Origin of the sequence: Pseudonocardia sp. DSM 110487, assembly GCF_019468565.1 — a bacterium.
Classification (GTDB): Bacteria; Actinomycetota; Actinomycetes; order Mycobacteriales; family Pseudonocardiaceae; genus Pseudonocardia.
This window is the reverse complement of the sequence record NZ_CP080521.1, coordinates 3,974,631-3,997,388: the sequence shown is the minus strand read 5'-3', so window position 1 is coordinate 3,997,388 and position 22,758 is coordinate 3,974,631. Positions and strand designations below refer to the sequence as shown.

Annotated in this window: 17 protein-coding genes; 10 read left to right on the top strand and 7 right to left on the bottom strand. The window is 71.5% G+C overall.

The genetic code is table 11. From position 1 onward, the window contains the following. Positions 1 to 69 precede the first annotated feature (69 nt). The 4 genes from K1T35_RS18640 to K1T35_RS18625 all read right to left on the bottom strand — a co-directional run bounded on the left by K1T35_RS18640 (position 70) and on the right by K1T35_RS18625 (position 5,512). Entirely contained in the window at positions 70 to 1,272 is a 1,203-nt protein-coding gene (locus tag K1T35_RS18640) for an ABC transporter substrate-binding protein (protein ID WP_220261389.1), read from the bottom strand. A 20-nt stretch (positions 1,273 to 1,292) separates the two neighbouring features. Further along, on the bottom strand, positions 1,293 to 3,821 hold the full coding sequence (locus K1T35_RS18635; RefSeq protein ID WP_220261388.1) for an ATP-binding cassette domain-containing protein: 2,529 nt from the start codon (positions 3,819 to 3,821) through the stop codon (positions 1,293 to 1,295). A gap of 12 nt (positions 3,822 to 3,833) precedes the next feature. After that, positions 3,834 to 4,703 (bottom strand): branched-chain amino acid ABC transporter permease, encoded by an 870-nt coding sequence (locus K1T35_RS18630; RefSeq protein WP_220261387.1) that lies wholly within the window; start codon positions 4,701 to 4,703, stop codon positions 3,834 to 3,836. A 113-nt stretch (positions 4,704 to 4,816) separates the two neighbouring features. Further along, positions 4,817 to 5,512 carry an alpha/beta fold hydrolase gene (locus K1T35_RS18625; RefSeq protein ID WP_220261386.1) on the bottom strand — a complete coding sequence of 232 codons (696 nt, stop codon included), beginning with the start codon at positions 5,510 to 5,512 and terminating at the stop codon, positions 4,817 to 4,819. A gap of 97 nt (positions 5,513 to 5,609) precedes the next feature. Between K1T35_RS18625 and K1T35_RS18620 the strand changes: the two genes are divergently transcribed. The 7 genes from K1T35_RS18620 to K1T35_RS18590 all read left to right on the top strand — a co-directional run bounded on the left by K1T35_RS18620 (position 5,610) and on the right by K1T35_RS18590 (position 15,040). Further along, positions 5,610 to 6,641, top strand: coding sequence for an alcohol dehydrogenase catalytic domain-containing protein (locus K1T35_RS18620; RefSeq protein ID WP_220261385.1), 1,032 nt, complete (start codon positions 5,610 to 5,612; stop codon positions 6,639 to 6,641). Positions 6,642 to 6,813: 172 nt separating this feature from the next. Then, complete coding sequence (locus tag K1T35_RS18615) at positions 6,814 to 8,058, top strand: cytochrome P450 (protein WP_220261384.1); 1,245 nt, start codon at positions 6,814 to 6,816, stop codon at positions 8,056 to 8,058. Then, positions 8,055 to 8,255: a ferredoxin gene (locus K1T35_RS18610; RefSeq protein WP_220261383.1), complete on the top strand. Its 201-nt coding sequence runs from the start codon at positions 8,055 to 8,057 to the stop codon at positions 8,253 to 8,255. Before K1T35_RS18615 ends, K1T35_RS18610 begins: the two co-directional genes overlap by 4 nt. A gap of 171 nt (positions 8,256 to 8,426) precedes the next feature. Next, positions 8,427 to 9,260 carry a metallophosphoesterase gene (locus tag K1T35_RS18605; RefSeq protein ID WP_220261382.1) on the top strand — a complete coding sequence of 278 codons (834 nt, stop codon included), beginning with the start codon at positions 8,427 to 8,429 and terminating at the stop codon, positions 9,258 to 9,260. A 170-nt stretch (positions 9,261 to 9,430) separates the two neighbouring features. Next, positions 9,431 to 9,628 (top strand): carboxyl transferase domain-containing protein, encoded by a 198-nt coding sequence (locus K1T35_RS18600; RefSeq protein WP_220261381.1) that lies wholly within the window; start codon positions 9,431 to 9,433, stop codon positions 9,626 to 9,628. 229 nt (positions 9,629 to 9,857) lie between these two features. Beyond that, positions 9,858 to 13,718 (top strand): Pls/PosA family non-ribosomal peptide synthetase, encoded by a 3,861-nt coding sequence (locus tag K1T35_RS18595; protein WP_255622187.1) that lies wholly within the window; start codon positions 9,858 to 9,860, stop codon positions 13,716 to 13,718. Then, positions 13,709 to 15,040: a M1 family metallopeptidase gene (locus K1T35_RS18590; RefSeq protein WP_220261380.1), complete on the top strand. Its 1,332-nt coding sequence runs from the start codon at positions 13,709 to 13,711 to the stop codon at positions 15,038 to 15,040. Before K1T35_RS18595 ends, K1T35_RS18590 begins: the two co-directional genes overlap by 10 nt. Positions 15,041 to 15,063: 23 nt before the next feature. On the opposite strand, the gene K1T35_RS18585 is transcribed toward K1T35_RS18590, so the two are convergent. The 3 genes from K1T35_RS18585 to K1T35_RS18575 form a co-directional block, all read right to left on the bottom strand. After that, complete coding sequence (locus tag K1T35_RS18585; RefSeq protein WP_220261379.1) at positions 15,064 to 16,740, bottom strand: Na/Pi cotransporter family protein; 1,677 nt, start codon at positions 16,738 to 16,740, stop codon at positions 15,064 to 15,066. Between the two features lie 33 nt (positions 16,741 to 16,773). Continuing rightward, complete coding sequence (pstS, locus tag K1T35_RS18580) at positions 16,774 to 17,886, bottom strand: phosphate ABC transporter substrate-binding protein PstS (protein WP_220261378.1); 1,113 nt, start codon at positions 17,884 to 17,886, stop codon at positions 16,774 to 16,776. A 145-nt stretch (positions 17,887 to 18,031) separates the two neighbouring features. Continuing rightward, on the bottom strand, positions 18,032 to 18,274 hold the full coding sequence (locus K1T35_RS18575) for a hypothetical protein (protein WP_220261377.1): 243 nt from the start codon (positions 18,272 to 18,274) through the stop codon (positions 18,032 to 18,034). Between the two features lie 310 nt (positions 18,275 to 18,584). On the opposite strand from K1T35_RS18575, the gene K1T35_RS18570 reads away from it, so the two are divergent. The 3 genes from K1T35_RS18570 to K1T35_RS18560 all read left to right on the top strand — a co-directional run bounded on the left by K1T35_RS18570 (position 18,585) and on the right by K1T35_RS18560 (position 22,753). Next, a complete protein-coding gene (locus K1T35_RS18570; RefSeq protein ID WP_370645446.1) occupies positions 18,585 to 20,198 on the top strand; it encodes a heparan-alpha-glucosaminide N-acetyltransferase domain-containing protein in 1,614 nt (537 codons plus the stop codon). Between the two features lie 909 nt (positions 20,199 to 21,107). Then, positions 21,108 to 21,626, top strand: a complete 519-nt coding sequence (locus K1T35_RS18565; protein ID WP_220261375.1) for a cyclophilin-like fold protein — start codon at positions 21,108 to 21,110, stop codon at positions 21,624 to 21,626. A gap of 32 nt (positions 21,627 to 21,658) precedes the next feature. Continuing rightward, complete coding sequence (locus tag K1T35_RS18560; protein WP_220261374.1) at positions 21,659 to 22,753, top strand: sorbosone dehydrogenase family protein; 1,095 nt, start codon at positions 21,659 to 21,661, stop codon at positions 22,751 to 22,753. Positions 22,754 to 22,758: the final 5 nt, after the last annotated feature.

The following is a 22,758-nucleotide window of genomic DNA, read 5'->3' as shown; positions in this document are numbered from 1 at the left end:
ATGGCGTCCAGCGCTGTTCGATCTTCCCCGAACCGCGCTCAGTGCCATCTCGGCGCCGGCTGCCCTTGCTCACGACCGGACTCGCTCAGGTGCGCTGACGAAGTCGCCCTCCGCCACCCACTCCCCACCCTGGACGACCGTTCGCTGCACGTCGTCCGTTCCGAGGTGTTGCGTGGCCGAGAAGGTCATGTCCGGTGCCACCCCCGTCGACACCTTGCCGGCGTTCTCGTACGCGGCGACAAGGGACTCCGCGGTGATCGGTCCGTTGATCGTTTTCGCGATCTCGGCGAAGACGGCCGCGTTGGCGTATCCGAGCAGGGTGGAGAAGTCGGCGGGCTGGTCCGGCGCGTATTTCGCCATCGCGTCGCGGAACTGCTGCATCTCCGGACTGGGATCGGAGGGCACCTTGGTCAGGGAGACCGCCCGGAATCCCTCGGCGGCGTCGCCAGCGAGCGTCACGGTCGTCGACGACGCAGTGGGCGCGTAGCCGTAGGCGGGTGCAGCCACACCCTGGAGCTTGGCCTCCTTGAGGTAGGCCGCCGCCTCGGGTGCGGGCACGATCAGCATCACCGCGTCGGGGGCCGCGGCGCGAACCGAGCTCACCACCGGGGCGTAGTCCGTGGTGCCGAGCTTCACCGGCAGCGCGGTGACCGTGGTCGAGGGATCGGCCCGCTCGGCGGCGGGCTCGATCTGCGCAGCGACGTCGGCGAAGGCCTTCGGGTCGTCGTGCACCACCAGGAGCCGGCGCGCGCCGGATTCGACCGCCCAGGCCGCCATCGCCGCCGCCTGGTCCTCGTAGAGGGTCTGCGTGCCGAACAGCAGTGGCCGCGCCGGCTCGTACCACGGCTCGATGCCGCCGTAGTGGTTGACGACCGGCACCTTGGACTGCTCGAGAACGAAGGGGAACGCCGCCTCCGACGGTGCGACGCCGTTGGCGTTCACGATCGCGACGACCTGGTCCTGCCCGATGAGCCGGCGCGCCGCCTGGACCGTCTGCTGGGGGTCGTAGGCGTTGTCCTTGACGATCCACTCGACCTGGCGCCCGTTGATGCCGCCGTTCTCGTTGAGCCGGGCGAAGTACGCATTCGCGCCTGCGGCCTGCGGTACGCCGGAGGCCGCCTGCGGACCGCTCAGCGGAATCCAGGCGCCGATCTTGATGGAGCCGCCGCCGTCGCCCGAGCCACCGCTACCGGCGGAACCACCGCACGCGCTCACGGCGAGCGCCGTCACGGTCAGCAGGGGGACGAGGAGGCGGAGGTGTCGACGAACCATGTCCGCTCCTTGGAAGGTGTTCATGAAGTGGCTGTCCGTGCGAGGGGCGGCGCGGCCGGGGCGCCTGCGAAGTACGCGCGTTCGGCCCGCGCGGCGAAATCGGGGTCGTCCGGTGCTCCGTGCAGCGCGACGACGCCCTCGTGCAGCACCACGACCTCGTCCGCGAGGCCGATCGCCCGCGTGAGCAGCTGCTCGAGCACGACGACGGTCAGGCCTCGCTCGGCGAGGCCGGAGATCCGGGCGTAGACCTCGTCGACCAGCGCAGGCGCGAGCCCGAGGGCCGGCTCGTCGAGCACGAGCAGGTCCGGCGCCGCCATCAGCGCGCGAGCGGTGGCGAGCAGCTGTTGCTCCCCGCCCGACAACGCGGCCGCCGAGACCGAGAGGCGACCGCGGACGCGCTCGGGCAGCCAGTCGAGCGTGCCGTCGAGCCGGCGGCGCAGCTCCCTGCCCCGCACCCCGGCGGCGTACGCGGCGACCTCGAGGTTCTCCCGCACCGAGAGCGTCTTGAACAGGGCCCGCCCCTCCGGCACGAGGCTGCTGCGTGGCACACGACCGTCGATCTCACCGACCGAACGGTCACCGGTGGTGGGCACGATCGAGCCGTGCACGACCTGCCCGAGCGTGCTCTTCCCCGCGCCGTTGGCTCCCGCAACAGCGAGGACGGCACCACGACGGATCTGCAGGTCGACGCCGTCGAGCGCGACGACTCCCCCGTAGCGATGGCCGACGCCGGTGAGCATGACCAGTGGATCGCCGCCCGCGGGCACCCGGGACCGGCGCGGGCGTTCGGTGTTCGCGCCGAGGTAGGAGGCGCGGACGACCTCGTCGTCGAGGACGACGTCGGGCGTGCCCGAACCGATCGGCTGCCCGAAGTCGAAGGCGACGACCCGGTCGGCGACGGCGAAGAGGTCCTCGATGACATGGTCGATGATGATCATCGACGTCCCCTCGTCGCGCAGCCGCCGAACCTGAGCCGCGAGCAACGCCCGCTCGGTGGCGTCGAGGCCGCCGAACGGCTCGTCCAGGATGAGCAGGTCGGGGTGCTCGACGACGGCGCGAGCGAGGTCGAGACGCTTCTGCGGCCCGAACGGCAGCTCAGCCGGTCTGCGATCGGCGATGCCGGAGAGGCCGAGGCGCTCCAGTGTGCGGGCGGCCTCGAAGCGGCGCGCGGCGGTGAGCCGGCGGTGTGTGCACAACAGGTTCTCGATCGCCGTGAGCTCACCGAACAGCTCGGCGTGCTGGAAGGTCCGCCCGAGACCCCTGGCCCGGTGCCGGGTGGCCCGCCTGCCGATCAGCTCGTAGCCTTGGTAGCGGGCCGAACCGGCGACGCGTCCGCTGGGCAGCAATCCGGACAGCGCGTTGACCAGGGTGGTCTTCCCGGCACCGTTCGGCCCGATGATCGCGAGGACCTCCCCCTTGCCGACGGTGACCGACACGCCGTCGAGGGCCTTGAGGCCTCCGAAGGTCACGGCGAGGTTGTCCACCTGCAGCACCGTCTCGGCCTCGGGACCCGGTGCTTCCCGCACGGTGTCGGCCGGGCCATCGGGGGGCGCTCCGGCCGACGGCGCTGCGGCCGGCTTCGGACGGAGGCGGCGCCAGAGCGCGCTCCCCATCGCGGCGAGCGCGGGCACGACACCGCCGGGCAGCACCAGCAGCGCGACGACGAGCAGCGCGCCCTGCAGGACCATCTGGTTCACGCCGATGGCGTCGGCGAAGGAGGGGGCCCACGCGAGGAACGCCCCACCCACGACCGCCCCGGCGATCGTCCCCACGCCGCCCAGCACGGCCGCGGCCACGGTGTTGATCCCGAGCGTAAGAGAGAACGTCTCGGGACTGACGAACCCCGTGATCAATCCGAGCAGCACGCCTGCCAGCCCGGTCGCCGCGCCGCTGACCCCGAACGCCAGCGCGGTCTGCGCCTCGGGCGCGATGCCGACCGATCGCGCGGCCAGCGGGTGGGACTTGGCCGCGACCATGCGCATGCGGAAGCCGGTCGGGCGGGCGAGGACGGCGACCGCCAGCACGACCCCGGCAGTGCCGATGGCCGCGTCGATCGCGGCGGTGCTCCCACCGCCCAGCGTCCCGAGACCCAGCGCGCTCGGCAGGTCGAGGACGGGGACGCCCTGGTCGCCGCCGGTCACGCCCGTCCAGCGGTTGACGACCTCGAGCGTCACCAGTGCGAAGGCCAGCGTGAGCAGGGCGATGTAGAGGACCGAGAAGCGGGCCCCTGCGAAGCCGAGGAACGCGCCGCAGCCCCCCGCGAGAACCATGGCGACGAGCGCCGTCGCCTCCAGGCTCCAGTCGTGCGCGGAGCCGTAGGCGGCGGTGTACGCGCCGATCGCGAACAGTGCCGGGTGGCCCACCGACCACACGCCGGCCCATCCCGCGAGCAGCCCGACGCTGAGCACGACGATCGTGTAGGTCGCGGCGAGCGCGAGCGTGTAGGACTGGTACGGCGGGACGATGCCGCCGTGCACGCCGACCAGGAGCGCGGCGGCCAGCAGCGGGCCGGCGAGCACGCGGATGAGCTGGCACTTCGGCAGGACCATCAGGGGCTCTCCTCAGACCCGCTCGAAACTGCGCGTCCCGAAGATTCCCTGCGGACGGACGAGCAGGATGAGCACGGTGAGTGCGAAGACGAAGGTGTCCCGGAAGTTGGCCGAGACGTAGCTGGCGGCCAGGTTCTCCAGCACGCCGATGACCAGACCGCCGATGACGGCGCCGTGCATGCTGTTCAGGCCGCCGAGGAAGATGCCGGCGAAGGCCCGGAACAGCGGCGCCGCCAGCACGATGGGCGACAATCCCGACTTGGGCGCGTAGAGCACGGCGGCGAGCGCGGCAAGGCCGAGGCCAAGAGCCCATGCGATGCGGGCGACGCGCTGAGCCGAGATGCCGATGATCTCGGCGGTGGCCGCCGACTCGGCTACCGCGCGCATGGCGGACCCGAGCGTCGTCCTGGTGAAGAGCCACCCGATCGCGAGCATCGCCGCGCCGGCCACCGCGATCATGACGAGGTCCTGGTTCGCCACGACCGACGAGCCGATCGCCATGTCCCCCGCCACGAGGGGCGGGAAGGCGCGGGGCTGGGTGCCCCAGAAGTCGCTGACGACCGCCTCCATGATCAGGGAAACACCCATGGTCATGACCAGTGCAGCGAAGAGCTGCCCTGCGCCGAGCGGCCGGATCACCGCCTCCCGGACGATCAACCCGAGCACGACGGCCACGAGGACCGCCGCCGCGATGCCGGCGACGACGCCCCAGCCCTGCTCGACGACCATCAGTGCGACGTAGACGGCGAGCGTCGCCATGCTGGCGAGCGCGAAGTTCACGACGTCGGTGGCCCGGTAGATGATGACCAGTCCGAGGCCCATGAGTCCGTAGACGGCCCCACTCGCGATGCCGCTGACCACGACGAGCACCAGATGGTCCATCGCGCCTCCCTGCGCTGACCTGAACTCAGTTCGAGTAGGGTACGGGCGGCGGGTCACCGGGACAAGAGCCGCTCGGCTGCCCACCGCCAAGGGAGCCTCGACGGGGCTGCGTCTCAGCCGTGAACAGAGTTGAGCGCCTGCGCCAGCCGGTCCGGAATGCTGATCATCGCCATGTGCCCGGAGTCGAGCGTCACGACGTCGCCGCCGACGAGTCGCGCCGAGCGCTCCTGCAGCTCCTCGGTGTAGCAGTGGTCGCGAGCGAGCCGGACATAGGTCCGCGGGATGTCGCGCGCGAAGCCGGAGAGGTCCACCGGCTCCGACAGCAGTGCCGCCGAGTCGTCGACGAGCCGCCCCAGCGCCGACGCGGTCGCGGCCTCGTCCATGTCGTTGCAGAGCATCAGGCGTGCGGCGTCGAGCCCCTGGCTGTAGATGCCACCGGCGAGCGACTCCTCGACCGCGGCCCGTACGCCTGGATCGATCTGGTCGAGCACCCGCGTCCCGTCCGGAGGAACCACCGCCGACACCAGCACCACGTGCCGGATCCGCTCCGGGATCGCGTTCATCACCCGCGGCACCGTGACGCCCGCGAAGGAGTGCCCGACGAGCACGACGTCGGCAAGGCCAGCGGCCTCGACATCGGCGACGACGGCGTCGGCACAGTCCTCGAGCGTCACGGTGCGGAGGTCCACATCGGATCGGACACCGCGGCCCGGCAGGTCGACCGCGAGCGCCTCGGCGTCGAGCAACGGGACGAGCTCGTTCCAGCATGCGGCACCGAACCCGGCGCCGTGGATCAGGACGAACGACACAGTGGCCTCCTCGACAGCGGCACCGCAGCGGCAGTGGCAGCGGCAAAGTCGAACTAAAGTCAGTTTGAGTACGCCGGTCAACGACGAGGGAGCAACGATGCGCGCCTACCGGATGCTGGCCCCCGGCGTCGCCCGGCTCGTCGAGGTCCCCGTGCCCGACCCCGGGCCGGGACAGGTCCGCCTCGACGTTCTCGCCGCCGGCCTCTGCCACTCCGACCTGCACGTCGTCGACGGCGGCGCCGCGGCGGCATGGCGCCTCCCGTTCACGCTGGGCCACGAGGTCTGCGGCACGGTCGCCGAGCTGGGCGCGGGTGTCACCACCTGCGCCGTCGGCGACCAGGTCGTCGTCCACGCCCCGTGGGGATGCGACGCGTGCCTGCGCTGCGCCGCCGGGATGTCGAACTACTGCGACCGGCGCGCCTCGCTGCCCGCGGCGGGCATCGGGCTCGGGACGGACGGAGGCATGGCCGAGGCGCTCGTCGTCGACGCCACGCGCCTGGTGCCCGCACCCGGGATCGACGCCGCCACGGCCGCGGTCCTCACGGACGCGGCACTGACCTCGTTCCACGCCCTGTCCGGCGTCCGCGACCTGCTGGGCACCGACACCACGGTCGTCGTGATCGGCGTGGGCGGGCTCGGGCACGTTGCCGTGCAGCTGGTGCACGGGCTGGCCGCGGGCACGCGCGTGATCGCCGTCGACACCCGCGACGAGGCCCTGGAACTGGCGCGTCGATTGGGAGTGGACGCCGTGGCGCGCCCGGGCCCCGACACGCACGGCGCGGTCACGCGCATCACGGGCGGCCGCGGCGCCGACGTCGTCCTCGACTTCGTCGGAGCAGACGCCACGATCGAGCTCGGCGCCTCCGTGTTGCGGCCCGCAGGCGAGCTGGTGCTGGTGGGCAGCGGTGGCGGCCGCCTCGTCGTCACCAAGCCCGGCGCCCTGCCCGCCGGCGCACGGGTGCGACTGCCGTTCTGGGGATCGCGCCCCGAGCTCCTGCAGGTCATCGAGCTCACCCGCAACGGCCTGCTCCAGGTCGAGACGACCACGATGCCACTGGCCGACGCGGCCACCGCGTTCGATCTCCTTCGCGACGCAAGGGTCGTCGGACGGCTGGTGCTGGCGCGGTAAGGGTATTGCGGCGCGCTGTGAGCGGGGTTACGGTCCCGCACCGGGGGATTGAACCGAACTCAGTTTCGTCCCGCAGGCCATGGGTCGCGCGGCAGGAAGCCCATACGCACTTCCGGGGAGCCACCGCCGCAGCGGAGCACGGCGGGGGCTCGCCGGGGAAAGCGAGGACGCGATGACCGGCACGGCAGCGGATGACCAGACGGACGTCCCCGAGCGGGTGCCCAGCGGATGCCCCGTCATCCACCTGGACGCCTCACCACCGCTGGAGGTGGGGAGCCACTGGCGGAAGGCCGGCGAGCTGCGCGAGACCAGCCCCGCGTTCTGGAACACGCATGCGCAGGGGTACTGGGTCTTCACGAGGTACGACGAGGTCCGCGAGATGTACCAGAACCCGGACGTCTTCTCCAGCGAGTCCATCACCCCGTGGGAGCCGGAGCCGGTCTACCGGTTCGTGCCGACCCAGATCGACCCGCCGGAGCACAGCAAGTACCGGCAGCTGATCAGCCGCTGGTTCGCCCCCAACGCGGTCAACCGGATCGCCCCGCAGGCGCACGAGATCGGCGCGCGTCTCGTCGCCGAGCTCGCGCCGAGGGGTGGCTGCAACTTCGTCAGCGAGTTCGCGATGCGGCTGCCGACCGAGGTCTTCCTGACCGTCATCGGCGTACCCCACTCCGACGCCGACCTGTTCGTCCCATGGGTGGAGGACTTCTTCGCCGGCTTCGGCGGCGACCTCGACCAGCAGCAGGCGATGGGCGCGGCGCTGGGCGGCATCCGGCAGTACTGGGTGGACGTGCTGGAGGCTCGCCGCGGCGAGGCGCAGCGCGAGAACGACTTCGTCTCGCTCCTGGTGCACTCCACCGTGGACGACGAGCCGCTGGACGACGCGTTGATCCTGGACATCCTGACCGTGCTCGTCCTGGCCGGCCTTGACACCACACGAGGGCAGCTGGGCTACCTGTTCCGCCACCTCGCCGAGCACCCCGACGACCGGCACCGGCTGCTCGCCGAGCCGGAGCTGATCCCGTCGGCGGTCGAGGAGTCACTGCGCCTGTACACGATCGTCTTCGGCGACGGCCGCAAGGTCGCACGGGACACCGAGTTCCACGGTTGCCCGCTGAGCAAGGGCGACATGGTCTACGGCCTGGTCTCCGGCGCCAACCGGGACCCGCGGGTCTACGACCGCCCGGACGAGTTCATCGTCGATCGCAAGTCCAACAACCATCTCGGTTTCGCCGGCGGCCCGCACCGCTGCCTCGGCGCGCACCTGGCACGCATGGTCATGAGAGTCGCGGTCGAGGAGTGGCTGAAGGTCATCCCCGACTTCGAGGTCGTGACCGAGGCCCCGCTCATGGAGCGCGGCGGCGGAGCGATGATGACCCTCCTCGACCTCCCGCTGGCGTGGGAGGCGCGGGCATGAAGCTGACCGTCGACGGCGAGCTCTGCATGGGACACGGACGCTGCTACTCGCTCGCCGAGAACCTGCTCGATTACGACGACGACGGCTACGTGACCGCCCGCGGCCAGCTGGTCGACGTGCCTGCCGACCGGACCGACGACGCGCGCAACGCCGCGGGTTCGTGCCCGGAGCGGGCGATCCAGCTCCTCGAGGATTGAGCACGACTCCGAACTTCACCCTCGTTCACTCCGACCGTGGACACGAAGATTCTGTCACCGCGGCAACAGACGACCGAAACCGCGGATCATGCCCGCGACCGGTCCTGATGCCGCTCGACGTTCATCTCGACGGCCTTGTCCGCGTCCGCGAAGGCGGCCGACGATCGAGGCGTGACCGCGCCGCACACCCTCGTCCACCTCACCGACCTGCACCTGCTGCCGGCAGGACGTCTGTTGCGTGGCCGGCTGGACACCTTCGACGTGCTGGAACGCACGCTGGCCGCGATCGAGCGGTCAGAACTGCGTCCAGCCGCCCTGCTGTTCACCGGCGACCTCACCGAAGCCGGCGAACCAGGCGCCTACCAACGGCTCCGCGCGCTCGTCGAGCCAGTCGCGGCGCGCATGGGCACGACACCCCTCTACGTCATGGGCAACCACGACAGCCGACCCCAACTGCGAGAGCACCTGCTCGGAGTGCGGCCCAGCGACGAACCTCATGACTACGCAGTACGGCTGGACGGGCTGCGGGTCGTCGTGCTGGACACCACCGTGCCCGGCTACTCCCGCGGCGAGCTGACCAGCGGCCAGCTCGACTGGCTCGCGGCCGAGCTGGCCGAGCCCGCACCGAACGGCACCGTGCTCGCACTGCACCACCCGCCGCTGCCGACAGCGTCCCGGATCGCCGCCGCGATCGACCTGCGGAACCGCAAAGAACTGGCGGCCGTCCTGTCCGGAACGGACGTGCGGATCGTGCTCGCCGGGCACACGCACGTCGTGAGCGCCGGCGCCGTGGCCGGAATCCCGGTGTGGACCGGCGGCACCACAGCCTTCGCGACCGGCGCCTTCCCCGCGGGCGGCGGCGAGAGCCAGCACCTCTGCGCCACGGCCAACCGCGTCGACCTGTTCGACGACTCCCTCATCGTCACGGCCATGGCGATCGACGCCGAACACGTCGCCACCCTCACCCCTGCCGAGGTGGACGACCTGATCGCAACCATCCACTGAGGCCGCGCGAATCGGTACGTCCCGGTGGCCGAGTAGCGGCCAGCGGTCTGCTGCGACCGCGAGACGGGACTCCCGGAACCGGTTGTACACCGGGTGTCACCAATGGGCTGTGGCCGCTTCGATTCGTCGAGATCGAAGGGCTGCGCCGGCACCGTGCCTCCGGTTTCGGGATGGAGGCCAAGCGGCCGTCCGGGGACGGGATCGTGACAGCCGACCTGTCGTTCGCTTGGCCGATCAACCAGATCGCCGTGATGGGCGCCGATGCCGCGGCCGACGTCATCTTCCGCAAGGCGATCGCGCCGGACGAGAGGGAGCTCGCCGCACTGATCACGGTGCTCGCGGCGCTGCGAGCACATGCGCGCTGGTGACTCGACCCTGCCGGAGAGGGTGAACTCCCACACGTCCGCGAGACCACGCGGACACGTGCCGTTAACCTTGCGGCAAGATCGCTGTGCCCCGGGTGGTGCCGTCCGTTCCGCACCCCAGCCTCGACCCGGCTGACGACACAGCGCGTTCACCCGGAAGGTGAGACATGCGCTCGCGCGCTGCACGCTGCCGTCGTCGTGCCCTGACGACGCGGACCCCGGCCGGTGTCCGGTGACCCTCGCGCTCACCCGCACCCCCGCGCTCTACCCCGCTGCGCCCGCGCCGGCCCGGCGCACGCTGCTCGACGTTCTCGGCGAGACCATCGCGAAGCACCCCGACGAGGCCGCGGTGGACGCCGGCGGCACGGTGCTCACCTACCGCAGACTGGCCGACGAGGTCGACGCCGTCCGGCGGCGCCTCGCCGATGCCGGCATCGGCGTCGGCGACCGCGTCGGCGTCCGGATCTCCTCCGGTACCGCCGAGCTGTACGTCGCGATCCTCGCCGTACTCTCCGCGGGCGCCGCGTACGTTCCCGTCGACGCCGACGACCCGGAGGAGCGCGCCGAGCTCGTGTTCGGCGAGGCCGGGGTGTGCGCCGTCCTCGGCGACAACGGGTCCGTGACGACCAACAGCGCGCCGATCGGCGCACCGGGCACACCCGGCCCCGACCACGACGCGTGGATCATCTTCACGTCCGGCTCGACGGGCACCCCGAAGGGTGTCGCGGTCAGCCACGGCTCGGCCGCGGCGTTCGTCGACGCCGAGGCCCGCCTGTTCCTCGCCGAGGAGCCGATCGGGCCCGGTGACCGCGTGCTCGCCGGGCTGTCGGTCGCGTTCGACGCCTCATGCGAGGAGATGTGGCTCGCGTGGCGGCACGGCGCCTGCCTGGTCCCGGCGCCGCGGGCGCTGGTGCGTACCGGGGTGGATCTCGGGCCGTGGCTGGAGGCGCAGCGCATCACGATCGTCTCCACCGTCCCGACGCTCGCCGCGCTGTGGCCGCCGGAGGCCCTCGAAGACGTGCGTCTGCTGATCTTCGGCGGCGAGGCGTGCCCACCCGAGCTGGCCGAGCGGGTCGCCGTCGAGGGCCGAGAGGTGTGGAACACCTACGGCCCGACCGAGGCCACGGTCGTCGCCTGCGCCGCACAGCTCACAGGGGACGGGCCGGTCCGGATCGGGCTGCCGCTCGACGGGTGGGCGCTCGCCGTCGTCGACGGCGCGGGCGAGCCGGTCGCGATGGGCGAGAAGGGCGAGCTGGTAATCGGCGGGGTCGGGCTCGCCCGCTACCTCGACACCGAGAAGGACGCCGCGAAGTACGCCCCTCTGCCCTCGCTCGGCTGGGAGCGCGCCTACCGCAGCGGCGACGTCGTCCGCGCCGACGAGGCCGGACTGGTGTTCCTTGGGCGCGCCGACGAGCAGGTCAAGCTCGGCGGGCGACGCATCGAGCTGGGCGAGGTCGACGCCGCGCTGCTCACGCTGCCCGGCGTCCGCGGCGCGGCGGCGGCCGTGCGCCGCACCCGGGCCGGCAACCAGGTGCTGGTGGGGTACGTGGTGCCGGAAGGCGAGCTGGACCCCGACGCCGCGGCGCTCGCGCTGCGCGATCGACTCCCCGCCGCGCTCGTGCCGCTGCTCGCTGTGGTCGACGACCTGCCGACGCGCACGTCGGGCAAGGTCGATCGGGGCGCGCTGCCGTGGCCACTACCGTCGGCGAGCGGGCTCGACCCCGTCGCCGCGGGCCTGCTGACCCCCACCGAGGGCTGGCTGGCCGAGGGCTGGGCGGAGATCCTCGGCGTGCCGGTGACCGACCCGAAGGCCGACTTCTTCAGCCACGGCGGCGGCAGCCTCACCGCGGCGCAGCTGGTGGCGCGGATCCGCACCCGGCACCCGCAGGTGTCGGTCAACGACCTCTACCTGCACCCGAAGCTCGGGGCACTCGCGGCCCGGCTGGATTCGCTGACCGCGACCAGGAGCGAGCGGCGCGACGTCACGCCGACGCCACGCCGCGCGGCGCTCGCGCAGGGACTGCTCATGGCGCCGATGCTGGCGCTGGTCGGCCTGCGCTGGGCGAGCGTCGCCGCCGCGATCTCGACAGTCGCCGCCGTCGCGGTCCCCTGGGCACCCACCGCTTGGATGCCTACAGCGCCGTGGTGGACGCTCGCGGCGGCGTGGCTTCTGCTGTTCAGCCCGGCCGGGCGGATCGGTATCGCGGCGGGCGGCGCCCGGCTGCTGCTGCGCGGCGTGCGTCCCGGCAGCTACCCGCGTGGCGGCTCGGTGCACGTGCGGCTGTGGGCGGCCACCCGCCTCGCCGAGATGTCCGGCGCGACCGGCGTCTCCGGCGCGTCGTGGACCACTCGCTACGCCCGCGCGCTCGGCGCGAAGATCGGCAAGGACGTCGACCTGCACTCGGCCCCTCCCGTGACGGGCCTGCTCAAGATCGGGCGCGGTGCGGCGGTGGAGCCGGAGGTGGACCTCGCGGGCCACTGGGTCGACGGTGACGTCGTGCACATCGGCAAGATCCGCATCGGCGCCGAGGCCACCGTCGGCTCCCGCAGCACGCTGCTGCCGGGCACGCGGATCGGCAAGGGCTCCGAGATCGCCGCGGGGTCGACGGTGCACGGCGCCGTCCCCGCGGGCCAGCGCTGGGCGGGCTCGCCCGCGGAGCGCACCGGCAAGAGCGACGTGCACTGGCCGTCGACCCGCCCGGCGCACTCGCGCTCGTGGACGCTCGCCTACGGGGCGACGTCGATGCTGCTCGGGCTGGTCCCGGTGGTGGCGGCACTGCCGGCACTCGTGATCGTCGCGGCCGGGGTCGCCGGCACGGCGTCACCCGCGGAAGCGACGGGCGGGGCGCTGCTCATGGTCGCCCCCGCGACGCTGGCGTACCTGCTGACGTACGCGGCGCTCGTGGTGGCCGGGGTGCGCCTGCTCGGAATCGGCATGGTCGAGGGCTTCCACCCGGTGCACAGCCGCGCCGGCTGGCAGGTCTGGACCACGGAACGACTGATGGGCATGGCCCGCACCGGCCTGTTCCCGCTGTACTCCAGCCAGTTCACGGCCGCGTGGCTGCGACTGCTCGGCGCGAAGGTCGGCCGCGACGTGGAGGCGTCGACGGTGATCGCGTTGCCGAAGATGACCACCGTCGCTGACGGCGCGTTCCTCGCCGACGACACCATGGTCGGCACCTACGAGCTCTCGGGCGGTTGGATGCGCGTGGCGCCGTCGCGGGTCGGCAAGCAGGCGTTCCTCGGCAACTCCGGGATGACGGCGCCGGGCCGCTCGGTGCCCAACCGCGGGCTGGTCGGCGTGCTCTCCGCGACACCGCGGAAGGCGAAGAAGGGTTCGTCGTGGCTCGGTCTGCCGCCGATGCCGCTGTTCAGGACGGTCGAGAAGGGCGACACGAGCCGCACCTTCCACCCGCCGCGCCGGCTGAAGATCGCCCGTGGGTTGATCGAGCTGTGCCGCGTGGTGCCGGTGATGTGCTCCGTCGCGCTCGCCGTGCTGGTCGTCGGGCAGCTGGTGGCGATCCACTCCGCCGCAGGGTTCGTGGTCGCCGCACTGCTGGCCGGCCCGCTGCTGCTCGCCGCGGGCATCACGGCCGCCGCCCTGACGACCGGGATGAAGTGGCTGCTCGTGGGGCGGTTCCGGCCGGTGGAGCACCCGCTGTGGAGCTCGTTCGTGTGGCGCAACGAGCTGGCCGACACGTTCGTCGAGGTGCTGGCGGTGCCGTGGCTGATCGGGCCGGCCGGCGGCACCCCAGTGCTCACGGCCTGGCTGGAGACGATGGGCGCGAGCATCGGGCGCGGCGTGTGGCTGGAGACCTACTGGCTGCCCGAGCCCGACCTCGTGCTGCTCGGCGACGGCGCCACCGTGAACCGGGGCTGCGTTGTACAGACCCACCTGTTCCATGATCGGATCATGAGCATGGACGAGGTCCGGATCGACAAGGGCGCCACACTCGGGCCCAACGGGATCATCCTCCCGGGCGCGGGCATCGGTGCGGGTACGACCGTCGGACCCGGCTCGCTGGTCACCCGCGGCGACACCGTCCCGGCAGCGACCCGCTGGCTGGGCAACCCGATCACGACGTGGGGTTGAACCGCAAACCGACGGCGGGCGCAGCCCAGTCGGGCGACCCGTACCTGCCGGCGCATGGCAACGGTGGGTACCGGGTCGAGCACTACGACCTGGACATCGACTACAAGCTCGCGGCCAACCGGCTCGCCGGACGGGCGGTGCTCACCGCCGTGGCCGACGCGCCGCTGAGCCGGTTCAGCCTCGACCTGACAGCGTTCCGCGTGCCGCGGGTGACCGTCGACGGCAAGCCGGCGAAGTTCGGCCAGCGGGGCGGCAAGCTGCACGTCACGCCGGCCCGCCCGGTCACGGGCCGGTTCACCGTCGAGGTGCGCTACGTCGGCAACCCCACACCGATCTCCAGCCGGTGGGGCGACGTCGGCTGGGACGAGCTGACCGACGGCGCGCTCGTCGCGAGCCAGCCCATCGGCGCGCCGTCCTGGTTCCCGTGCAACGACCACCCATCGGACAAGGCGAGCTACCGCATCGCCGTGACCACAGCGGCGCCCTACACCGTCGCCGCCACCGGTGTGCTCACCGCGCGGCGCCGATCCGCCGGCACGAGGACATGGGTGTACGAGCGCGCGGAGCCCACGGCGTCGTACCTGGTCAGCGTGCAGATCGGACGCTACGACGAGGTCGTGCTCGCCGCCGGCCCGGTCCACCAGGTGGCGCTGCTCCCGGCCCGGCTGCGCAAGAACGCCGCCCGCGACCTCGGCCGCCATCCCGCGATCTTGACGACGCTGGAGGGCTTCTTCGGCCCCTATCCGTTCGCCAACTACCAGCTCGTCGTCACCGACGACGAGCTGGACGTCCCGATCGAGGCCCAGGGCATGTCGATCTTCGGGGCGAACCACATCGACGGACGGCGCACCCACGAGCGGCTCGTCGTGCACGAGCTGACGCACCAGTGGTTCGGCAACAGCCTCACGATCGCCGACTGGCGCCACATCTGGCTGAACGAAGGCTTCGCGACGTACGCGGAATGGCTGTGGTCGGAGGCCTCGGGCGGACGGGCCGCCGCGGCGCACGCCCGGCAGTGGCACGCGCACCTAGCGGCGAAGCCTGCCGACCTCGTCCTCGCCGACCCCGGCCCGGCCCGGATGTTCGACGAGCGCGTCTACAAGCGCGGCGCGCTGGCACTGCACGCGCTGCGCCTGCGGATCGGCGACGACCGCTTCTTCGCACTGCTGCGAGACTGGACGGCACGGCACCGGCACGCGACGGTGACCACCGCGCAGTTCGTCCAGCTGGCCGGCCGGCACACCGATGGGGACCTCACGGCATTCTTCACCGCGTGGCTGCACCGGCCCGCGCTCCCCGAGATCGCGGTGGCAGGCGACTGAACTCCCGGTGGGCGACCGGTTGGTCAGGGCGCGCCTGCGAGCACGTCGGCCTGAGCACGATCGACCGACAACCGCTCCTGGCGGATCCGGTCGATCAAGCTCTCGGCACGCTCCATCGACCCGATCAGCGCCAGTAGGGCGCCCTTCTCGGTGGCCGGGACGTCTTCGGCGTCGATCACCCGCCAGCGCATGGCCTCGAACTCGGCCTGACCCATCGCCGCAGGCTCGCCCATCAACACGTCGGTCCCGGGGCCTGCGTCGGCGATCAGGGCCGACAACTTCTGCTCCAGGTGACCGACGCCCTCGTCGAGGATGGTTCGCCCGGCCGGGCTGAACTGCTCACGCCGGACACGCCGGGCGATCTGGTGCAGCGACTCGGTCAGCGAGCCGGTGAAGTCGGCCTCCTCGATCATGCTGGCCACCAGGTCCATCTGCCGGCGCGACAGATCCTCCTTGAACAGCTGCGCCGAGTACGCGCGGATCTCGCGGGACAGCTCGTCGAGCGCCGCGTGAAGCTCGGCGGGCTTCCTCGGGGCCCCCTTCTTGTCCCGTGCGATGTCGAGGAACACCTGCCCGGCCCCCAATGCGCGCGCGACCTCCTGCCGCATCGCCGGGACCGCCCGGTTGAAGTCGTCGAGCACCTTGCGATCGAGGTACCGGGGCACCGAGTAGTCCTCCAGGTCCTCCTCGACGGAGTGCCCGATGCGCCTGAGGACTCGCTCGAAGACGTTGACGAACGGGAACAACAGCAGCACGTTGAAGACGTTGAAGAAGATCGAGAAGAGTCCCACCGCAACCGGGACCAACGGGAACGTCTCCTGCCCGTCCACGACGACCGGAACACCCGGATCCCCGCCGAAGAAGCCCATGACCCAGGTGAGGACCTGGATCGCCGGGAAGAACAGGGCCAGCACGACGCAGACCCCGATGAAGTTGAACGCAATGTGCGCGTAGGCCGTGCGCTTGGCGTTCTTGGACAGGTTCAGCGAGGCGATCCACGAGGTGATGGTCGTGCCGAGGTCGGCCCCGATCGCGAAGGCGATGGCGGTCTGCCAGTCCAGGACGCCCGCCGCCCCCAGGCCCATCACGATGCCGATGGTTGCCGATGAGGAGTGGATCAACGCGGTGATGAGCGCGGCGATGATCGCGCAGGAGACCACCCCGATGAACGTCGAGGAGTCCAGGCCCGAGATGATCGCCATCACTTCCGGCAGCTGGCGCAGCGGCTTGAGGCCGCCGGTCATCAGGTTCAGGCCGTAGAAGATCAGCGCGAACCCCATCGCAGCGAGCGCGATGTTCTTCAGCCGGTCCGACTTCGCGAAGCAGTACACGGTGGCGAAGATCCCGCCGAACAGCAGGCCGAGCGGACCCAACGGCAACGCGATCAGACCGTTGCCGAGCGTGGTGCCGATGTTGGCACCCATGATCACGCCGATGGCCCCGCGCAGGCCCAGCACGCCGGTGTTGACCAACCCGACCGTCATCACCGTCATCGCGGTGGACGACTGGATGACCCCCGTGATGACGGTCCCGGCGACCACTCCCTTGAGCGGGCTGCCGGCCATCCTGGCCAGTAGCGCGCGCATCTTGTTCACCGACAGCGACTGGATGCCGCGGTCCATGAACTCCAGGCCGAGCAGGAAGATGCCAAGACCCCCGACGACCGGGACCAGGATCTCCTTGAAGACGTCGACTTCCATCCCACTTCCTCTCGGCGAGGGGTACCGATCCGGTCAGGCGCCGGGGGTCAGCGCGGTCGTCCAGTAGGCCTGAACCGCTTGCGAGGCAGCAGGGGGCAGCGGCAGGTAGCCCAGGTCCTGGGCGGCGCCGTCGTACTCCCCCATCACGAAGGCGAGGTAGCGCAGCGTCCGCTCGGTGTCCTCGCGGAACTGGGGACTGCGCTTCACCACCGCGTAGATGGCCACCGTCATCGGATAGGCCTGCGGGTCGTCGGCCGTGCTCAGTGGCGTGACGTAGTCGTCGCGCCCGGACCAGTCGTGGCCTGCGACCGCGGCCAGCATGGTGGCTCCGCCGGGCACCGTGAACTGACCGGCGGCGTTGCCCAGCGCGGCGATTCGCAGGCCGGCGCGCTGCGCCTGGCCCTGCTCGACGTACCCGATCGCACCGGGGGTGCCGCGGACAGCGTCGATCAACCCGCTGGTGCGCTCGGCACCGGTACCGGTCGGCCAGCTGATCTGGTTGCCGGCTCCCGGACCCCCGGCCCAGTCCGGGCTCCCGGCGCTGAGGTAGCCGGTGAACCCGTACGTCGAGCCGGAGCCATCGCTGCGGTGCACCGCGGTGATGTCGAGTTCTGGCAGGGCGAGGCCAGGGTTGAGCGCGGTGATCGCCGGGTCGTTCCACCGAGTGGTCTGCCCCAGGTAGATGCGCGCCACGGTGGGGGCGTCCAGCCGAAGGGTCTGCCCGGCCGGCAGGTCCAGGTTGTGCACGACCGCCACCGCGCCCAACGCGATCGGCGACTGCGCTGCTCCGAGCTGAGCCAGGCCCTCGGTCGAGAGCGGGTAGTCCGACACCGCGAAGTCGACCTCGGGATCGGCCAGCCGCATTATGCCGCCGAGCGAACCCACCGGCTCGTACTGGATCCCCGAACCGTCCAGCATCCAGTCGTTCCCGGTCTGCGCCACGCGGGACGGGTTGTCCGCGGCCTGGACGCTGCGAAACGCCGCGGCCGACCGCTCGACCAGCGGCTGGGCCAACGTCGACCCGGCCCCGATGATCTGGGTCTGTTGGCCGCGGCCGGTCAGCAGCAGCGCCACGATCCCGACCACGATCACGATCAGTAGCGGCATCAGGATGCGACGCAGGCGCGCACTACGCGTGCGGAGCACCGGGACACCATCATCGACCGAGCCAAGCACGAGATCCTGCCTCTCAGTACCCACTCGAGTGACGCCCGCAACCCGTCCGGGTATGAGTACTGCGCGGCGGTGAACGCTGTGCGGCCGCTTCACCGTCGTCACGGGAACGGTTCATTTACAGGCGACACCGCCCCTCGACCGCGCCGCGACCGGGATCGGCGTGGTGAGGGCCTCGGGCTCGACCTGCTCCCGCTGGAGGCGGCCACGCCGGCACCGCCGCATACCCGCACACCACGACGCCGGTGCCGAGCATGCGCGAGGCGCGCTCGGCGAGCGCTGAGGAGCCGACCGCCGCGAGCGGCAACAGCAGCACGAGGAACGCGGCGAGCAGGTTCGGGTTGGCGAACGTGCCGGTCACCAGGGCACGGCCCAGATGAGTCGCCACTGGTGACCGCGCCCGCCAGCGGCGACGGACCACGGTTCGTTCTCGGGTACGGCGTGCACCCCGACTCCGGCACATCAGTGACACGGCGCCCATCGGACCCGCCGAGCAGTGTCGCGGTGAGCAGGTCGCGCACGTGGACCACGCCTCGCCCAAGCCAGGGCTACACGTGCAGGACCGTCCCTACCCGCAGGACGGGGGGTGGCTCCGGCGACGGTAGGGACCGCCCCATCGGTCTGACCGGGAATCGAAAGCAACGTTGTTCCTTCAGCGGCGCGACCGCGGAGTGACCGCGCCGAATGACGCCGCCCGAGGAGTGACGCCTGTGTCGTCCACGCGAGTACTCGAACGACCGAATCCGTCCTCGGCGGACGCTGTGACCAGCGCCAACACCACCGTTACCACTCGTCAACCGCGTGTCATCGGCGTCGACGTGGCCAGAGGGCTCGCGCTTGTCGGAATGATGGCGACGCACGTCTTCGCGACGCTCGATGACAACGGCAACCCGACCACCGCCCATGTAGTGGCAGGCGGGCGGGCGGCGACGACCTTCGTACTCATCGCCGGGGTGAGCCTGGCGTTCCTGTCCGGCGGGCGCCGGAGCGTCCACGGCCGGGAGCGCATCGCGGTGTCGGCCGGGCTCGCGGTGCGGGCCCTTCTGATCGGCGCTATCGGCCTCGCGCTCGGCTATCTCAGCGGCGCCAACGGGATCTCCGGGATCCTGCCGTTCTACGCGGTGCTGTTCCTGCTCGCGATCCCGCTACTGGGTTGCCCACCGATGATCCTGCTCGGGGTTGCCGCCGCGGCGACCATCCTGGGCCCGGTGCTGCTGCTGGCGACGGCCGACGCCGGGCTGCCCTACACCGAAACCGATCCGACGTTCGGCACACTGCTCCAGGACCCGGTCGGGCTGCTCGCCCAGCTGTTCCTCACCGGGGAGTACCCGGTCGTGGTCTTCTTGGCCTACCTGTGTGTCGGGCTGGCGATCGGACGGCTCGACCTGCGCTCACCCCGGCTGGCCTGGCTGCTCCTCGGCTGCGGGGCAGCGCTCGCCCTCGCAGCCCGGGCCGTGTCCGCGGTGCTGCTCTATCCGATGGGCGGGCTCGCCCGGCTGATCGAACAGGACGGCCTTGCGGGCGACCCGACCGAGGTTTCCGCGTTGCTCTGGGAACCGGAGGGGTCATCCTCGTGGTGGTACCTCGCGCTCCCCGCCCCGCATTCGCACAGCACGATCGACCTGCTGCACACCCTCGGCTCGGCCGCCGCCGTGCTGGGCGCGGCCCTGCTGCTGACCCGCATCCAGGCCGTCAGCCGGGCGCTTTCGCCGCTCGCCGTCGCGGGCGCCATGTCACTCACGCTGTACTCGGCTCACCTGATCCTGCTCGCATCTGGCGTCCAGAACGGCCGGCCTGCGCTGACGTTCCTGTTCATGGTGCTCGGGGCGCTCGTGCTGGCCTCGGCGTGGCGGTACCTGTTCGGGCAGGGCCCCCTGGAGGCGCTGGTGGCCAAGTCGGCCACCGCCGCGCGAGCAGGAGTGGCACGCCTGGCACCGCCTCGCCCTGGCCGGACCGGACAACATCGCACCATTCCGAAGACCACCGCCACCCGCGCAGGAGCACACCTCCTCTTGCCAATAGCGTGCGCCGGCGTGCTCGCCCTGGTCTTCTGGGCGGGAGCCCAACTCACGACGCAAAGCACGGCCACCACCGATGCCGCTGACACCCCCGTGTCTGCCTCCAACGGGACCGCCGACGACACCACCGATGACGACGCGACCGACGACACCGACGCCGACACCGACGCCGAGGCCGAGGCCGAGGCCGAGGCCGAGGCCGAGGCCACCGATGACGACACAACCGACGACCAAACGACCGAGGACGAAGCGACCGACGAGGACTAACGTCAGGCCAGATGTTGGCAGTCCGGCCACCACCCGCCCAGCGCCGTCGCACCCGGGGCGGCAGCGATGGTGTGCGGCCCGCCGTGGCCCGGCCCTGTCGTGGCCACGCGCTCTCGCCGAGATGGAATGCAGCGCTGTTCGATCTTCTCCGAACCGCGCTCAGTGCCATCTCGCCTTCGGCTGCGGGTCGTGACCGCGCCACGTACACCCCGGAGTGGTGTCCGTTCACGCACACCTTCTCCGGCGACGCAACCTTTCCACGGTCAGGCACACCGTCGAACGGTCGCGTCGACCGAGAGCACGTGCGCCAGCCAGCCGGCAGCACGACGCCCGGATCGGACCGCACCGTGTAGTCCTCCCTGGCGACGCCCGGGGTCGGTGCCGGTGCCGGTCCGGACGGGGGTGGCGCGCCGCCGCATCCGGTCAGCGACCTGACGGCCGAACGCCTGGGAACCGTGCTGCGTGACATCTACTTCGGCGCGCTGTACCGCTGGGTCGACAACGGAGCCGACGGCGGCGACCTGGCGGGCGAACTGCGGCAGATCCTGCGGCTACTGCTGGACGGGCTCACCCCTCGCCCTGCGGCCGTGTGCCGCCGGTGCCCGTGGCCCCGCCGTGGGTGGCGAGCCATACCTGCGTCTGGTGCCCGGCGGTCAGGTCATCCGATGCGCCGGGGTCCGCCCATACGGGGGAACCCACCCGGGATCGACCGCATGGCTCGACGTTCCCTTCCACCGGGACGCGAACGCCTGCGACAGGGTGGTGACCCACAGCTTGCTGTCGTCATAGGACGGGGTGCCGCGCCATACGAGCCGAGTTTAGGTCCGTGACGGGCGCCGAGAGGTGCCCTGCCGGTACACCTCTCGCAAGGAACTCCCAGCCGCCTCGGCGGATAGGAAGACTGGTGACGTGATCCGAATCGCACCGTCCGCCGGAGCGGTCGTACTCCTCGCGCTCGTCGCAGCCTGCGGCGGCCCGACGGAGCAGCCCGCCGCACCCGCGATGCCGTCCGTGACGTCCGCGCCCGCGGCCGCACCGGCACCTCCCGCGGGCGACGATGCGGTCGTGGGCACCGTGGTGCGCTTCACCTCCGCCACCACGTCCGTCGACGTCACGATCGGCGAGGACAGCCCCGCCACGCGCGACTTCCTGTCGATGCTGCCGCTCACGATCAGCGTCGAGGAGTACTCCGGCCGCGAGAAGATCAGCTACCTTCCGCGCGAACTGAACCATGAGGGCTCCCCGGGATCGGATCCGGAGAACGGCGACCTCATCTACTTCACGCCGTGGGGAAACCTCGGGTTCTACTACAACACCTCCGGCGTCGACTATTCCGACCAGACGCTGCACATCGGCACCTACAACGCATCCCTCGACCAGCTCACTCAACTCGAAGGGGAGAACGTCACGGTGCAGGTCGTCGAATAGCGAACACGCCGCCCGAAACGCGACAAGGAACCATGACACCCACACCCCCGTACCGCTCCCCCGCCCTCGCCGCCGCCCTGGCGTTCCTACTCGCCGGCTGTGGCGCGGCGCAGGCGCCGGCTCAGGAGGCCACGCCAGGCTCCGCACCGGGCGCCCAGCCCGCGGTGGCCCCGGCGGGAACGCCCACCGCCGTCACGACCGGCCTGGCCGCGCCGTGGTCGGTGGCGTTCGTCGGCGACACGGCCCTCATCAGCGAACGAGACAGCGGCGACATCCTGGAGCTGACCGGCGACACCACCCGCCTGGCCGGCACGGTCCCCGACGTCCAGCACGTCGGCGAGTCCGGGTTGCTCGGGCTCGCCGTCGACGAGCAGCAGCGCCTCTACGCGTATTCGACCGGACCCGACGGCAACCGGATCCAACGCTTCGCCCTGTCGGGCGCACCGGGGTCGTTCGCCCTCGGGGCACCGGAAACGATCCTCGAAGGCCTGCCGGCCGCCAGCTACCACGACGGAGGCAGGCTCGCGTTCGGCCCGGACGGGATGCTGTACGCCACGGTCGGAGACGCCGGGCAACGCACCAGCGCCCAGGACCTCGCCAGCCTCGGCGGGAAGATCCTCCGGATGACCCCGGACGGCGGCGTTCCCGCCGACAACCCCTTCCCCGGATCCCTCGTGTACAGCTACGGGCACCGCAACCCGCAGGGCATCGCATGGGACAGCACCGGACGGATGTTCGCCGCCGAGTTCGGCCAGAACACCTGGGACGAACTCAACATCGTCGTCCCGGGCGGGAACTTCGGGTGGCCGCAGGTCGAAGGCATCGGCGGCGACGACCGGTACATCGACCCGGTGCAGCAGTGGAGCCCCGCGGAAGCGAGCCCCAGCGGGATCACGATCGTGGACGACACGATCTTCATCGGCAACCTGCGCGGGCAGGTGCTGCGCGCCGTACCCACCGCTGATCCCGCCACCGCCGTCGACCACTACCCGGGCGAGTTCGGCCGGATCCGAGCGGTGATGCCCTCCCCGGACGGTGACCTGTGGTTCCTCACGAGCAACACCGACGGACGCGGTGACGCGGGAGACGGTGATGACCGCCTGCTCCGCGTGGGACTCGCGAACTGACAGGG

What these genes read in the sequence shown, in the direction of transcription:
- K1T35_RS18640 (WP_220261389.1), bottom strand. Translation starts at nt 1,272, where the DNA reads ATGGTTCGTCGACACCTCCGCCTCCTCGTCCCCCTGCTGACCGTGACG.
- K1T35_RS18635 (WP_220261388.1), bottom strand. Translation starts at nt 3,821, where the DNA reads ATGGTCCTGCCGAAGTGCCAGCTCATCCGCGTGCTCGCCGGCCCGCTG.
- K1T35_RS18630 (WP_220261387.1), bottom strand. Translation starts at nt 4,703, where the DNA reads ATGGACCATCTGGTGCTCGTCGTGGTCAGCGGCATCGCGAGTGGGGCC.
- K1T35_RS18620 (WP_220261385.1), top strand. Translation starts at nt 5,610, where the DNA reads ATGCGCGCCTACCGGATGCTGGCCCCCGGCGTCGCCCGGCTCGTCGAG.
- K1T35_RS18615 (WP_220261384.1), top strand. Translation starts at nt 6,814, where the DNA reads ATGACCGGCACGGCAGCGGATGACCAGACGGACGTCCCCGAGCGGGTG.
- K1T35_RS18610 (WP_220261383.1), top strand. Translation starts at nt 8,055, where the DNA reads ATGAAGCTGACCGTCGACGGCGAGCTCTGCATGGGACACGGACGCTGC.
- K1T35_RS18600 (WP_220261381.1), top strand. Translation starts at nt 9,431, where the DNA reads ATGGAGGCCAAGCGGCCGTCCGGGGACGGGATCGTGACAGCCGACCTG.
- K1T35_RS18585 (WP_220261379.1), bottom strand. Translation starts at nt 16,740, where the DNA reads ATGGAAGTCGACGTCTTCAAGGAGATCCTGGTCCCGGTCGTCGGGGGT.
- K1T35_RS18560 (WP_220261374.1), top strand. Translation starts at nt 21,659, where the DNA reads ATGACACCCACACCCCCGTACCGCTCCCCCGCCCTCGCCGCCGCCCTG.